The sequence below is a fragment of the Mesorhizobium sp. 113-1-2 genome, from assembly GCF_016756475.1.
GTDB lineage: Bacteria > Pseudomonadota > Alphaproteobacteria > Rhizobiales > Rhizobiaceae > Mesorhizobium > Mesorhizobium loti_C.
Genome location: NZ_AP023242.1, coordinates 2,865,317 through 2,879,982 on the forward strand (window position 1 = coordinate 2,865,317; position 14,666 = coordinate 2,879,982).

The window sequence follows — 14,666 nt, forward strand, 5'->3', positions numbered from 1 at the left end:
GCCATCCGGCACGCGCCGTGCGCCGAAGGTCACCGCCAGATTATCTGTGACCGTCCGGAACAAAGCCGACTGACGCAGGTTAGGTCCCCAGCACATGTGTGCATGAAAGGACCTTCCCCAATGAAAACACGCCTATTTCTAGCCTCACTGGCCACAACTACAGCCATGGCTTTTGCCCTGCCTGCACTTGCCGCCGACAGCGCGCAGGACTTCGTCAACAAGGCCGCTGCGGGCGGCATGTTCGAGGTCGATTCCAGCAAGGTCGCCGAAGCCAAGGTGCAGGATCAGAGCGTCAAGGATTTCGCCCACAAGATGATCGACGATCACGGTGCGGCCAACGCCAAGCTGGAGACGATCGCCGGCGAGCAGAAGCTGACGGTTCCCAAGGAACTGGATGCCAAGCTCAAGGGTGATGTCGACACTCTGCAGAACGGCAAGGATCCGATCGACGCCCCCTACGTCCAGATGCAGCGCGACGCGCACACCGATGCCGTGAAGCTGTTCGAAAGCTACGCCAAGGACGGCGACAACGCCGAGCTGAAGACGTTCGCCCAGCAGACCGTGCCGACGCTCAAGATGCATCAGGAGATGATCGAGAAGATCGCGGCGACCATGGGCACCCAGTCCTCGGATTCGCAGACGCCCAAGAACACGGTCGGCGGTGCACCCGACCCCATGCCTCCGTTTCCCGGGGCCAACAGCTTCACCGAGGACCAGGCCAAGGGCCGTATCCAGGACGCCGGCTTCGCCGATGTGTCGAAGCTGACCAAGGACGACCAGGGCATCTGGCGCGGCCAGGCCAACAAGGACGGCAAGAACACCACTGTGGCGCTGGACTACAAGGGCAACGTCGTTGCCGGCACCAACTGACACTGAAATCCAGGAGATCAAAACCATGAAAACCGTAACCGGACTTTTCGACAATTACGATGATGCTTCCGACGCCGTCGGCGAATTGGAAGCCAGCGGTGTCGCGCGTGACGACATCAGCATCGTTTCCAGCAATTCGGACAATCAGCACGACAATGACGGTTCCAAGGCTGCCGATGACGCCGCCGGTGGGGCTGGACTGGGAGCCGCGATCGGCGGAGCCGGTGGACTGCTCGCCGGGCTTGGCTTGATGGCCATTCCGGGCGTCGGTCCGGTGGTGGCTGCCGGATGGCTGGCTGCCACTGCCGTCGGTGTCGTTGGTGGTGCCGTGGTTGGCGGCGCGGCAGGCGGCATCGTCGGTGCCCTCACCGATTCCGGTGTCCCGGAACATGATGCCCATGTCTACGCCGAGGGTGTGCGCCGCGGCGGCACTCTGGTCACAGCCAAGGTCGACGAGCAGTTGGTGCCGGAGGCCGAAAGGATTCTGGGACAGGCTACGTCTGTTAACCTGGAAGCACGGCGTGGCGAATACCAGGCCGACGGTTGGACCGGCTTCGACGCTGACGCGGAGAACTACCGCTCGAACGAAATCGGCCGCGATGGTGCTCGCGATGTAAACCGAGTTTGATCGACAGGGCCTCGCAGCCGAAAGGCGGCGGGGCCATTCTGCCGAACAGCCTTCGGCTAACGCATCAAGCCAGCCGCGCGAAGCGCATCCTCAATAGTCTTGCCAATGCCTGTAGCAGAAGCGCGTGAACCATCTGAACGCGGTTGTTCGGCAGGTTCGACCCGCGCTGGCCTCGACTTTTCGGGCGCTATATATGGGCGCAAGTCCGTACCTGCGGTGGGGTTCGCTGCGGCCGCCTCAAACTTCGCCCCTCTTGGTGCATTCCGGCTCGCAAGATCCCAGAAGGCCGCCATACGTCTCGTCGACGATATTCCGACCTCCAGCATGAACGGCGCGGCATGGCCCAAGCCGTCGGCACCGCCTGTCTTCAAGGGGGTGCCATGGCCCATGCCGGCAATTGTGTATTTTTCGATCACCTCACGGCCATCGGCGTCGCACCAGACTTGCCGCGTTTGTCCATCGACGGTCTCTTTTCGAACAGGGCTTGCCCCGACGCGATGAACGCTCTGCCATTGGGCGACAAGGGAGTCCGCATTGGACGGCGCCACCGCGTGGTCGGCCGTGCCCTGCCAGATTGAGATTTTCGGCCAGCTTCCCTGATGCGGCGACGCCTGCGCCAGACGTCGCTGGAGTTCCGACTGAGACGGGCCACCATGCCCACGCATGCGATCGAACGCTTCCGGGATCGTCGATGCGCTGCCATAGGCAAGTCCCGCAATGATTGCGCCGCCGGCGAACACCTCCGGATATGTTGCCAGCATTGCCGCCGCCATGGCGCCGCCGGCGGACAGACCGGTGATGAAAACGCGCCAGCGGTCCAGGCCATGCTTCGTCACCATGGCTTCGATCATCTGGCGGATGGAGAGCACTTCGCCGCGATCACGGGTGACGTCTTCGGGCACGAACCAGTTGAAGCAGAGATTGGCATTGTTGGCGCGCTGCTGTTCCGGCAGCAACACCGCAAACCCTTCCTCTTCTGCCAGGCGAGACCAGCCAGACCCGTGATCATAGCCGGCCGCCGTCTGCGTGCAGCCGTGCAAGACGACGACAAGTGCGGCTCCGCGCGGCAAGTTCTCAGGAACGTAGAAGCGTGCCCGCAAGGCGCCTGGATTGGACCCGAACGTGGCCAGGTCGGACAGACTGTCGAGATGGCCCGGTTGGGAAAATGCCGGCCGGCCTCGCATGGCCGAAAGGCGAGCGATCGTATCTGAGATGTTCCGCAAATCGAAATCCTAGACCGCCGGAATGGCGGAAGCCCGAGCACAACGCACTTACGGCAACATCGTTGCTGCACTGCACAATAACAAGCTTACGCTGGGGTAGACGAGAGGCGAATGCTCCGTTCCAGGCCGGCGCGGTATCTCAGGCCGGCCCATTCCTGGCCGACTTCGCCAGTTCCTGTTCCAGATCCACCAGTTCCTTGCCGCCGGCCATCAAATTGAGCAGCTGGTCGCGGGTGATTTCGCCCTTGGCGTAGGTGCCGGTGCTCCGGCCGCGCTTCAATAGGGTGAAGCGGTCGCCGACGACATAGGCGTGATGAACGTTGTGGGAAATGAAGATGACGCCGATGCCGCGCGCCTTGGACTGGACGATGAGCTTCAGGACCACGGAGGCCTGGTGGACGCCCAGCGCCGATGTCGGCTCGTCGAGGATCAGCACCTTGGCGCCGAAATAGACGGCACGCGCGATGGCCAGGCATTGCCGTTCGCCGCCCGACAGCGTGCCGACCGGCTGTTCGGGGTCGCGCAGCTGGATGCCCATCGCCGACATCTCGTCATAGGCGGTGCGGTTGGCGAACTCGGCGTCGAACTGGCTGATCGGCCCGAATTTGCGCATCGGCTCGCGCCCGAGGAAGAAGTTGCGCGCCACGCTCATCAGCGGCACCAGCGCCAGGTCCTGGTAGACGGTCGCGATGCCGCTGTCGCGCGTATCGGCGGGCGAGGCAAACCGTGTCGCCTTCCCCTGGACGCGGATTTCACCCTCGTCGGGCGTGTAGACGCCCGACAGCGTCTTGATCAGCGTCGACTTGCCGGCGCCATTGTCGCCGAGCAGGCAATGCACCTCGCCGGGACAGACGTCGAAGGACACGTCCTTCAGCGCGACGACCGAGCCAAAATATTTGCTGACCGACTTCAGTTCGACATAGGGCTCGGCCATCACCGGCTCCTCATGGCGCGGTTGCGCACATAGCTGTTGAACAGCACCGCGATGACCATCATGGCGCCCATGAACAGCTTGAACCAGTCGGTGTCGATGCCGGTGTAGAAGATGCCCATCTGCACCACGCCGAAGATCAGGGCGCCGAACATGGCGCCGACGGCCGATCCGTAGCCGCCGGTGAGCAGCGTGCCGCCGATGACGACGGCGATGATGGCCTCAAATTCCTTCTGCGTGCCGCGAAGCGTGTCGGCGGAGCCGGTGACCAGCACCTGGATCGCCGCGAACAGGGCTGCCGCGAGCGCCGTCATGACGAACAGCGTGATCTTGGTGCGCGCCACCGGCACGCCGAGATTGCGCGCGGCATTGGCTTCGCCGCCGGCGGCAAAAATCCAGTTGCCGAAGCGGCTGCGCGTCAAGAGCCAGGTGCAGGCCAGTGTCAGCACGATCCACCAGACGATCGACACCGGGATGCCTGAGATCGACGGCAGGCCGTCGGCCCGCTTGCCGATCAGGCCGATATCGGCAAGCCCGGCGATCAGGCCGGAAAACACCTGTCCCGAAAACAGGCTGTTGAGCGGATCGTGCAACGCCAGCTCGTGCACGCCCGACACCTGGGTCCGCCCTGAAATGCCGCGCGTGAGGCCAAGGGTGAGGCCGCGCAGCATGAACAGGCTGCCGAGCGTGACGATGAAGGAGGGCAGGCCAGTCCTGACGACGGCGAGGCCGTTCAGCGCGCCGATGCCACCGCAGACGGCGAAGGTGAGCAGCAGCGACAGCCAGATCGGCCAGCCCCAGAACACGGCGGGGATGGCGATCAGGATGCCGGCAAAGCCGATCATCGAGCCGACCGAGAGGTCGAACTCGCCGGCGATCATCAGCAGAGCCACGGGGGCGGCGAGAATGCCGAGCTGGGCCGAGACTTCGAGGAAGTTGACGATGCCCTTGGCACTGAACAGTCCCGAGCTTCCCGCCGTTATGGCGAAGAACACGAAGACCAGCACCGTGCCGGCCGCCGCGCCAAGCTCCGGCCTGCTCAACAGGCGGCTGAGGCGTGAGACGGACCGGACCCGCTCGTCGCGAATCTCTGAAACCATGGCTGCTTGCCCTTCACATAGAGCCGTTCATCGTTTCACGCTGAACAGCTCTATCTCCTTGTCTTGACGCAATTCCGGACGGAAAACCGCTCACACTTTTCCTGGAATTGCTCTGATGAAGCGGCCGGAGCGGGGCCCCGGCCGCCAGTGCTAGCGCTTGCCGAGTTTCGACAGCTCGATGACCGAGGCGGCGGTGTCCTTGGTGACGAAGCCGGGGCCGGTCGGATAGTCGGCGATCGGCATGATCTTGTACTTCTTCCAAAGGTCGAACATCGCGACCGGGATGTAGCCCATGGCATATTGCTGGGCGTCGATGCCCCATTCCATCTTGCCAGCGACGACGGCCTGCAGGATCGTGGGGGAGAGATCGAACGTGCCGGTCTTCACCTTGCCGGAGAGGCCCAATTCATCAAGCGCGGCCAGCGTCGGTTCGGCACCGCTGGCGCCGACGGCGAGAATGAACTGTGTATCGGCATGAGCGGTCATGTAGGCGATCACGCGGTTCTTCATTTCGGTCGGGTCGATGACGCCGTTCATCACCGGAACGTCGACTCCCAGCCCCTTGGCAAAGCCGGCGCAGCGGTCGTCGAGGCTCGAATTGCCGACCTCGTGGTTGGCGCAGACCGCCTTGGTGAGGCCGAGCGCCTTGATGCGCTCGCCGGCCATGACGCCCGCCTGGAATTCATCCTGCCCCATGAACAGCAGGCCGCCAAGATCGTGCGTGAGTTTCGAGCCGCCTGAATCGATGATGATGACCGGGATGCCGGCGGCGACGGCGTTCTTGACCGGCGTTGAAAGCGCGGCCGCATCGGGGATCGAAATGACCATGCCGTCCGGTTTCGAGGCCGTGATGGCGTCGATCATCTGTGCCATCTTGGCCATGTCGAAGGTTTCGGGCGCCAGATATTCGGCCTTGACGCCCAGCGTCTTGGCGGCATCGTCCATGCCGTTCTTGACCACCGACCAGTAGGGGTCGCCGCTCTGGCCATGGGTGACGAACACCACCCGCGTTTCGTCGGCGGCCGCAAGGGTCGTGGCCGCCGCCATCATCGTGAAGCCGGCCAGCAGGCCGAGCGCAGGCTTTACTAATTTCGCAAGCGAAAACATAGAACCTCCTGTTTGTTTTCCGCCGCCGCAATTACGGTCGGCAGTCCAGTTGCCCCTTCATTCCAGTTTCATTCCTCAGCACTGGTTCCCCAGAGGCCGCATGGCGGCCTCGATCACTCGATGACGTCAAATCCGGCTTGCCGTGCCATGCGCGACAGGTTCTGGAATCCCATTGTCGCATAGGTCAGCGGATTGGCCTTGCTGGGATCCTGCTCGGCCTCGACGACCAGCCAGCCGCTGTAACCATTGTCGGCCAGCACGCGCAAAATGGCGGGATAGTCGATGAAGCCGTCGCCGGGGACGGTGAAGATCCCTTCCATGACCGCGCCCATGAAACTCATGTCCTCGGCGCGGGCTCGCTCGAGCACGGGTTTGCGAGCGTCCTTGCAATGCACATGCACGACTCGTTTGACGTGCGCCTTGACCAGCGCCAGCGGATCGCCGCCCGAAAATATGGAATGGCCGGTGTCGTAGAGCAGGCCGACCGCTTCGCCGGTGTGCCGCATCAGGAGGCCAACCTCGGCGTCGGTTTCGACGATGGTGCCCATATGATGGTGAAAGGCCATGCGCACGCCGAAATCCGCCATCCGTTCGGCCAGCGCCGTCAGCTTGCGGCCATAGGCCGGCCATTCCTCGGGGCTCAGCGCAGGACGCTGCGAGATCGGCCCCCAGATGGCGTTGTGGCGCCCGCGCGAGGTGTCGGCATAGACGACATGGGTGGAGCCCATATCCTTCAAAAGCTGGAGATGCGGCGTGATCGCATCCATCTCCGCATTGAGGTCCTTTTCGTCGCAACGGCCGTCATACCAGCCGGAAACCACAGCAAGGCCATACTGTGCCATGATACGCTTCAACTCGGCCGAGTGGCGCGGAAACTTGCCGCCAAGTTCGGTGCCGGAATAACCGGCCTGTCTGGTTTCGCTGAGGCAGACTTCAAGCGGAGTGTCGCCGCCGAGTTCCGGCACGTCATCATTGGTCCAGGTGATCGGATTGATGCCGATGCGAACAACCGTCACGGGCGAACTCCTGATTGCTTCGATTGGGCAAGGTGATGGCGGGTCAGCCCGGCCAGCAGCGTCATGTCGCGGCGGGCATGTTCGGCGGTGTTGCGCACGGCTGAGCCTTCGACGATCGCCGACCAGAACCCTCTCAACTCCTCGACGAAGGCCTCTTCGTAGCCGCTGCGGATGTCGCCGCTGGAAAGCGTGTGGCCGTCGCCGGTGCGGATGGTCAGCCGCGTCGGCTGGTGATTGAGATAAGGCGAGGGGAATTCCAGTTCGAGCGAGGCGTCGTCGAAGTGGAGCGTGATGCACTCGCGATAATCGGGCAGCCCCGGAGTGGCGATGTGGACCATGGTCCACAATGCCTGGCCGCCTAGGAGCAGCACGGCGCCCTGGCCGCCTTCGCCCTTGGCGAAGAGCGAGGCGCCGACGATCTCGCCATCGGCGACACCGAGTGCATCGAGCAAGCCGTGGACGGCGTTGACGTCGTGCACGATCGACGAGGAATAGGCGCCGACAAAGCCGCGAAAGGTGTCGGGATCGTCCATCCCCGGCACGGCACGCTCCACCTGCTCGCGCTGCCTGGCTTCGGTCGAGGCAATCAATTCCGCCGCGACGTCATCACCCCGGCAAGTGGAGGCGTGCCGAATGAAGGGCCAGGCGTCGGGATCGTTGACCTCGACCGAAACGCAGCGAAGCGTCCGCGCCGTGCCGGGCAGCATGTTCAGTGCCGCCTCGTAGCTCGGGTCGAAACGCTTCATGTAGCCGACCTGGAGCACCTTTCCGGCGCGATCCCTGGCGGCGATCAATTCATCGATGTCCTGCGTGCTGTAGCAAAGCGGCTTTTCGCAGAAGACATGCAGCCCCCTGGCGAAGGCGGCGAGGCTCTGTTCTCGGTGCAGCGCGTCCGGTGAGGCGATGACCACGGCGTCAAGCGGCAGTGCAAGGAGTGCGTCGAGATCTGAAAATGTCTCGAGGCCGAATTCCTCGCCGACGAAGGCGCGGACTTTTCGCGACGGATCGTAGACGCCGAGAATCTTGAACTGCCGGTGCAGCTTGAGCAGATTCGGGATGTGCTCGACCTGGGCGACGCCGCCGGCACCGATCACTCCCACCCTTATGCACTGCATCGGCCAGCCCCATCTGAACCCGAACGCTTTTTTCTTGAGCCTAGGCCGCCTTTGGTTCCATTGTTAGAACCAGATTCCAATGATTTTCAGGAACCAGATGAAGACCAGTTTTCCCGTCGACGGCATCGCGCTCGATCGCGACAGCCCCGCCAATCTGCACAGGCAGCTCTATGTCCAGTTGCGCGGCCTGATCGAACGGCGTGTGCTGCCGAGCGGCCACGCACTGCCCTCGACACGGGTCATGGCGCGGGATCTGAATATCGGCCGTAATACGGTGATTGCCGCATGCGACCAGCTGGCACTGGAAGGCTATCTGGCGATACGGCCGCGCAGGCCTTCGGTGGTCATGGACCTGCCGACCCGTTCGGTGGCGGCGGAACAGGTGTCGGTCGAGGACGCCAATCCGATATCGCGGCGCGGGCAGACCATGCTTGCCCAACCCTATCACCATGGCCGGCCGGGCATGCTCGCCTTTCATCCCGGCATGCCGGACCCGGACAATTTTCCGTTCAACACCTGGTCGAAACTGCTCAGCCGCCGCGCCAAATTCGCGCATATCGATCTTTTCGGCACTTATCACGTCAACGGCTATCCGCCGCTTTGCGAGGCCATAGCGCGCTACCTCACCGCGTCGCGCGGCGTGAAGTGCACGGCCGAGCAGATCGTCGTTACCAATGGCGCGCAGTCGGCGTTCGATCTCCTGGCGCGACTGCTGATCGATGACGGCGACACGGTGTGGATGGAGGAGCCGGGCTATTATGGCGCCGGGTCGGCCTTCGTCTCGGCCGGGGCGAGGCTGGCACCGCTGCGCGTCAGCAAGGCGGGCTGGCACCTCGAGCCGCCGGCTGTCATTCCGCGCATGATCTTCGTGACGCCCTCCTGCCATCACCCGCTCGGCATAACCATGCCGATGGAACAGCGGCTCAATCTCCTGCACATGGCCGAAAGCTGGCGCTCGTGGATCATCGAGGACGACTATGACGGCGAATACCGTTTTCAGGGCCAGCCCATTCCGGCGCTGCAAGGCATCGGCGCGTCAAACCGCGTGGTCTATGTCGGCACCTTCGCCAAGATCCTTTTCCCGGCGATGCGGCTCGGCTTTATGGTGGCGCCCAAGGCGATCGACCATACGATCGTCTCGGCGTTGAGCGTGAGCGGCCAGTTCGCGCCCTTACTGACCCAGGCCGCGCTTGCGGACTTTATGAATGAGGGGCATTTCACCCGCCATCTCCGGCGCATGCGGCGGCTCTATGCGGAGAGGCGGCAGTTCTTCCTGGAAAGCGCGCAAAGGCATCTCGGCGAATGGCTGGATTTCCACACCACCGAATCCGGCATCCAGGTCGTCGGCATTTTCCGCGACAGATGCAGCGACCGGGCGGTTGCCGAAGCGGCGCTTCAGCACGGCATAAACGTCTCGGCGCTGTCGATTCAGTATCGCCATGGCACGGAGCAAAACGGCCTTGTCATGGGCTTTGCGGCGGCCGATGCGCAGACGACCGAAAAGACGATGCAAAAGTTCCGCACCGTGCTGCAAAGCCATTTTTCGCGAATGAGCAACCCTGGGTAAGCCGCTGGGATTATTAGCTTTTTGAGATGGGCTCGCGCCGATGGATGGTGCTAGCCCAGCTCAGCCATCCGTGCCCGACAGCGCACCTCGTCGATCGGTCTGCCAAGCGCGGCAAAGCGCGTGGCTGCTTCCTCGAACGCCGCCACCGCCCGGGTTTCGTTACGCTCGGCCCGGCGCTGCACGCCGCGCGCTTCCCACACGGCAGCCACCCAGGGGCCGCCGTTCCACATGCCGGCGACCCGCTCAGCCTCGTCGAGCCGGCGGTTGACCTGCTCGATCTCGCCCGCCTCGGCCAGGGCAACGGCAGCCGCGGTGCGGAAGGTCATCGAGCAAGGCTGGCAATTACAGCCCGATGACAGCATACGGTCACCTTCGCGAATGGTCTCGGCGATCCTCTCGGGGGTGGCGGCGGCGCGCACCTCAAGCCCTTTCAGGCTGATCAGCAAATGCGGCGCCAGCCAGGAAGAATGGGCAAGGGTGGTGGCGCGGTGGATCAGCCGTCCCGCCTGCCATTTCTGGCGGCGGGCAAGCGCGAGTTCCGTCTGGCGCTGCAGCGCCAGTACGCGGCCGGCAACGGCTCCCACCTGCGCATAGAGTTTTTCGGCTTCGGTCAACATGCGTTCGGCCTCGGCCAGCTGGCCCGAGAACAGCGCCGCTTCGCCCAGCACGAGCGAGGCCAGGCCGCGTCCGGCGACCGAGCCGGCGCCCTCGGCCACCGACAGCAACTCCCGTGCCGAGGCGGCGATGTCGTGGTGGCCCTTGGCACTGCAGAGGCAGAATTCGGCCAGGCACAGATGCCCGTCAAAAACGTTGGAGACGAAGGCCGGCCTGGAGCGGACCCATTCGATGAACTCCGCCCTGAACAGTTCGCGCCACTGGCCCTGCATGTGGGCCACTAGGCCGATCAGGGCGCTGGCCTCGCCAACCTCGCGGGCCAACCCTGCGCCCATCGCCAGTTCGCGGGTTTCCCGGCCGACCTGGCCGGCCTTGGCGAAATCGCCGCTTTGCAGGTGCAGCAGGCCCCAGGCCAGCGAGGCGCGGATGCGGTCGCTTAGCCCGACGGGATCGATCGAAGGCACGGCCAACGCCTTTTCGTAGAGCTTCACGGTTTCAGCGCCCGGGCCGACGCCAAGATCGATGCGCAGGCTTTGGCTGAGCTGATTGAACAGCCGGATCGCCTCGGTCCGGTTGCCGGCGTCGAGCGCCGCCTGCATCAGGGCGCATTGCGCCTGCTCGTCGGCCGGGTCCAGCGCGATCAGGCGCTGCCACAGTCTGCCGGCCCGCAGCACCTCGGCATAGCGCTGCCGCAGGGCCTGGCGGGGCGTTTCGAACCAGTCGACATAGGGGTCGTCCGGCAGCAGGTCTCCCATGTAGAGATCGGCGGCCATTTCGCAGGCGCTAGGGTCGGAGCCTCGCAAGGCAAGTTTGGCGGCGGCCTCGAAAGCGTCAACGTCGACTTCAAGATCGGCCGCTGGGGCGAGGGCGATGACATCGGCCGTCTGCTCGATCAGGTCATGAGCACCCAAGGCGCGGCGGGCGAAGTGGATGGCCTTGCGCAGATTCGCTCCGGCAGCCTCCGGATCAAGATCGGGCCAGAAGGCCTCCATGACCTGTTCTCGGTGAATGCGGTGCGAACGGGTGACGGCAAGCAGCTTCACCAGCGCCGCGCCACGGTCACGGCGCCAGGCCGCGGCCGGAATGACTTGACCGTCCAGACCGACACTGAACCCGCCGAGCAATTGGACTTGAACGCGCACCCGAAGCACCCCTCAGCAAGCGATCCGCCATTGCCGCCAAAAAAACGGCCGTCACAAGCGCCTGTGGGGCGGGGAACGCTGGCGGAACATAGGTTGCCTAAGCTGCACCCGTAGTCAATTCCGACCGTTCACAGGAGGATCAAATGTCTCTTCGTATCGCCGACACCGCGCCTGACTTCGCCGCCGAGACCACACACGGCCCAATCAGCTTCCATGACTGGCTGGGCAACTCGTGGGGCATCCTGTTTTCCCATCCCAAGGATTTTACCCCCGTCTGCACCACCGAACTCGGTTACATGGCCAAGCTGAAGCCCGAGTTCGACATGCGTGGCGTCAAGATCATCGGGCTCTCCGTCGACCCGGTCGAGCGTCATGCCGGATGGGCTGATGACATTGCCGAGACCCAGGGACATGCGCCGAATTTCCCGATGATCGGCGACCCGATGCTGGCCATTGCCAAGCTCTATGACATGCTGCCCGCCACGGCCGGCGACAGTGCCGAGGGGCGCACGGCGGCCGACAACCAGACGGTGCGCCATGTCTACGTCATCGGGCCCGACAAGAAGATCAAGCTGATGATCGCCTATCCGATGACCACCGGGCGGAACTTCGACGAGATCCTGCGTGTGGTGGACTCCATGCAGCTGACCGCCAAGCATCGCGTCGCCACGCCGGTGAACTGGCGGCAAGGCGACGACGTGATCATCGCGGGTTCGGTTTCGAATGATGAAGCCAAGGCGCTCTATCCCGAGGGCTGGAAGCAGCCCAAGCCCTATATCCGCATCGTCCCGCAGCCGCACGGCAACGCCTGAGCCTTCTTCCAGGCGTCCGGCAACAAGAGGTGACAATATGAAAACCCGTATCCTTATCCTTGGCGCCGGTTTCGGCGGGCTGGAGCTCAGCACGTCCTTGTCAGAAGCTTTGGGTGACAGCATTGCTGTCACCCTGATCGACAAGTCGGATTCCTTCGTGTTCGGCTTTGCCAAGCTTGATGTGATGTTCGGCCGCGCAACCGAAGCGGCTGTGCGGCTGCCCTACGCCGACTACGCCAAGGCCGGCGTCACGATGAAGCGCGAGACCGTCACCGCCATCGACCCGGAACGGCGGCGCGTGACGACGGACAAAGGTGTGCACGAGGCGGACATATTGGTGATCGCTCTCGGCGCCGACTATGACGTATCGGGCACACCCGGCATCACGCTTGGCCGCAACGAATTCTATTCGGTTCCGGGCGCCGCTCACATGGCCAAGGTGCTGCCCGGTTTCACCCGGGGCCATGCCGTCATCGGCGTCTGCGGCGCGCCTTATAAATGTCCGCCCGCGCCCAGCGAATGCGCGTTGATGCTGCATGACTACCTGACCGAGAGGGGCGTCCGGGGCGACTGCCAGATCACCTATGTGAACCCGATGTCGAGCCCGGTGCCCCCGTCTCCCGAAACGTCGAAGGCGCTTCTGGCCGCCTTTGCCGAGCGCGGCATCACCTTCATCCCCAGCACCCGCGTGGTTTCCGTGGACGAGGGCCGCAAGGTTGTGACGCTCGACAATGGCGGCGAACTGCCCTGCGATCTGTTCCTGGGCGTGCCCCGGAACCGCGCGCCCGATGTCGTCGTCGAGGCCGGCATCACCGAGGGCGGCTGGGTCACCATCGATCCGCGCACACTCGAAACCCGATTTCCCGGCGTCTACGCGCTGGGGGATCTTGCCAATACGGGCGCGCCGAAGGCGGGCGTCTTTGCCGAGGGCGCCGCACGCACCGTTGCTGCCAACCTGATCGCCAGGCTGCGCCATGAGGAACCGACGGCCAGGAACCCGGGCGCGGGATCCTGCTACATCGAGTTCGGTGCCAACCGGATCGCCAGGGTGGATGTTGATTTCTTCTCCGGCCCGAAACCCACCGGTGCTTTCTACGAACCGTCGGAGGCTTTGCGGGTCGACAAGGTGAATTTCGGCTCCAGCCGCAAGGCCCGCTGGTTCGGGCATTGACCTTCGAGAAGGACGGGCGCCGGTGAATTGTCGCCGCCGCCCGTCCCGTTGCTTCAGGCCATCTGCAACTGCTTTCGCGGCAGGGGCGGGAAGGCGATCGCTATGCCCGCGGCACCCAGGCCGATAAGGGCCGAGCCGATGAACAGCCAGTGGTAGCTGGCATAGGCATCGAACACCATGCCGCCGGCGAGCGGGCCGAGCGCCATGCCGAGACTGGACAGCATGGTCGCGGCGCCGAACACGGTGCCGAGGATGCGCTGGCCGAAATATTCACGCGCCAGCACGGCATAGAGCGGCATGACGCCGCCATAGGTGGCGCCGAAGATGACGGCCAGCATATAGAACTGGTCGAGCTGGTTGACCGAGAGATAGGCGGCAATGACGACCGCCTGGATCGCCAGACCCGCGATCAGCACCGGCTTGACGCCGAGCCTATCGGCCAGCACGCCGTAGAGAAGCCGGCCACCCAAGCCAGCGAGACCCTCGACGCTGTAGATCGTGACCGCCGCCATGGGGGCGACGCCGCACAGCATGGCGTAGCTGACCATGTGGAAGATCGGCCCGGAATGGGCGGCACAACAGGCGAAAAAGGTCAGCCCGAGCACGACGAACTGCGGCGAACGCAGCGCCTGCGCCACGCTCATGCCGGCACCCTCGGCGACCGGCGCGGAGGCCGCATCGGCAATAGCGGGTTTTGGCGGCTGGCGGACCAAAAGCACCGCCGGCAGCAACAGCACCCAGGCCATGATGCCGATGTCGAACATGGCGGTGCGCCATTCATAGGCCGAGATCAGCCAGCGGGCGAAGGGCGAGATCGTCATCGGGGCGACGCCCATGCCCGCCGAGACCAGCGAAACCGCAAGGCCGCGATTGGTGTCGAACCAGGCCGTGGTCAGCGCGATCATCGGCGCGAAGAAGGCGCTGGCCGCAAGCCCGACGAGCACGCCATAGCTGATCTGGAAGGTCAGAAGCGAGCCGGCGCGGCTCGACACTACAAGTGCCAGGCCGAGCAGCACGGCACCGATCGCCACGACGATACGGGCGCCAAAACGGTCGGAGAGAGCGCCCCAGGCGAAACCGCCGAGGCCCATGACCAGGAAGTTGAGCGTCATGGCGCTCGAAATGCCGGCGCGCGACCACTGCGTGTCGAGCGCCATCGGTTCGAGAAAGATCGCCAGCGAAAACATCGTGCCGATGGCGACACAGGACATCAGCGCGCCTGCCGCGACGATGACCCAACGATAGGAAAGGTTCATGCAAATCTCCCATGCCAGAGCGCAGCGCCGAGCGCCGCTTGCGTCCGAAGGACGCTGGCACGGAGACCGATCCTACAATCCGGTTGCATTTTTTATCCAGTCTGGAATGACGC

The 14,666-nt window shown here is 64.0% G+C and carries 13 protein-coding genes; 5 read left to right on the forward strand and 8 right to left on the reverse strand.

Translation table 11 applies throughout. The annotated features are described in order from the left end of the window. Positions 1 to 120 precede the first annotated feature (120 nt). Positions 121 to 870 (forward strand): DUF4142 domain-containing protein, encoded by a 750-nt coding sequence (locus tag JN279_RS13750; RefSeq protein ID WP_202353031.1) that lies wholly within the window; start codon positions 121 to 123, stop codon positions 868 to 870. Between the two features lie 25 nt (positions 871 to 895). Beyond that, positions 896 to 1,498 (forward strand): general stress protein, encoded by a 603-nt coding sequence (locus JN279_RS13755; protein WP_202353032.1) that lies wholly within the window; start codon positions 896 to 898, stop codon positions 1,496 to 1,498. 56 nt (positions 1,499 to 1,554) lie between these two features. On the opposite strand, the gene JN279_RS13760 is transcribed toward JN279_RS13755, so the two are convergent. The 6 genes from JN279_RS13760 to JN279_RS13785 form a co-directional block, all read right to left on the reverse strand. Further along, positions 1,555 to 2,721, reverse strand: coding sequence for an extracellular catalytic domain type 1 short-chain-length polyhydroxyalkanoate depolymerase (locus tag JN279_RS13760; RefSeq protein ID WP_202353033.1), 1,167 nt, complete (start codon positions 2,719 to 2,721; stop codon positions 1,555 to 1,557). A gap of 139 nt (positions 2,722 to 2,860) precedes the next feature. Further along, a complete protein-coding gene (locus tag JN279_RS13765) occupies positions 2,861 to 3,655 on the reverse strand; it encodes an ATP-binding cassette domain-containing protein (RefSeq protein WP_202353034.1) in 795 nt (264 codons plus the stop codon). Beyond that, entirely contained in the window at positions 3,655 to 4,752 is a 1,098-nt protein-coding gene (locus JN279_RS13770) for an ABC transporter permease (protein WP_096449028.1), read from the reverse strand. The genes JN279_RS13765 and JN279_RS13770 overlap by 1 nt, the downstream gene beginning before the upstream one ends. Positions 4,753 to 4,902: 150 nt before the next feature. Further along, positions 4,903 to 5,859, reverse strand: a complete 957-nt coding sequence (locus JN279_RS13775; RefSeq protein WP_096449026.1) for a rhizopine catabolism ABC transporter substrate-binding protein — start codon at positions 5,857 to 5,859, stop codon at positions 4,903 to 4,905. Between the two features lie 113 nt (positions 5,860 to 5,972). Beyond that, the gene (gene iolE, locus JN279_RS13780; RefSeq protein WP_202353035.1) at positions 5,973 to 6,875 is read right to left on the reverse strand and encodes a myo-inosose-2 dehydratase; all 903 of its coding nucleotides are present in this window, start codon (positions 6,873 to 6,875) and stop codon (positions 5,973 to 5,975) included. Beyond that, a complete protein-coding gene (locus JN279_RS13785) occupies positions 6,872 to 7,990 on the reverse strand; it encodes a Gfo/Idh/MocA family protein (protein WP_096449022.1) in 1,119 nt (372 codons plus the stop codon). Before JN279_RS13785 ends, iolE begins: the two co-directional genes overlap by 4 nt. A gap of 79 nt (positions 7,991 to 8,069) precedes the next feature. Here JN279_RS13785 and mocR point away from each other — a divergent pair, with 79 nt between their 5' ends. Further along, a complete protein-coding gene (mocR, locus tag JN279_RS13790; RefSeq protein ID WP_244734571.1) occupies positions 8,070 to 9,557 on the forward strand; it encodes a rhizopine catabolism transcriptional regulator MocR in 1,488 nt (495 codons plus the stop codon). 50 nt (positions 9,558 to 9,607) lie between these two features. Here the strand turns inward: mocR and JN279_RS13795 are convergent, their stop codons facing one another. Then, the gene (locus JN279_RS13795) at positions 9,608 to 11,314 is read right to left on the reverse strand and encodes an AfsR/SARP family transcriptional regulator (protein WP_096449020.1); all 1,707 of its coding nucleotides are present in this window, start codon (positions 11,312 to 11,314) and stop codon (positions 9,608 to 9,610) included. Positions 11,315 to 11,457: 143 nt separating this feature from the next. On the opposite strand from JN279_RS13795, the gene JN279_RS13800 reads away from it, so the two are divergent. Together JN279_RS13800 and JN279_RS13805 are read left to right on the forward strand one after the other, a co-directional pair. Further along, positions 11,458 to 12,126, forward strand: coding sequence for a peroxiredoxin (locus JN279_RS13800; RefSeq protein WP_096449018.1), 669 nt, complete (start codon positions 11,458 to 11,460; stop codon positions 12,124 to 12,126). A 37-nt stretch (positions 12,127 to 12,163) separates the two neighbouring features. Next, entirely contained in the window at positions 12,164 to 13,297 is a 1,134-nt protein-coding gene (locus tag JN279_RS13805; protein ID WP_096449016.1) for an NAD(P)/FAD-dependent oxidoreductase, read from the forward strand. A 53-nt stretch (positions 13,298 to 13,350) separates the two neighbouring features. On the opposite strand, the gene JN279_RS13810 is transcribed toward JN279_RS13805, so the two are convergent. After that, the gene (locus JN279_RS13810) at positions 13,351 to 14,553 is read right to left on the reverse strand and encodes an MFS transporter (RefSeq protein WP_096449014.1); all 1,203 of its coding nucleotides are present in this window, start codon (positions 14,551 to 14,553) and stop codon (positions 13,351 to 13,353) included. Positions 14,554 to 14,666 lie beyond the last annotated feature (113 nt).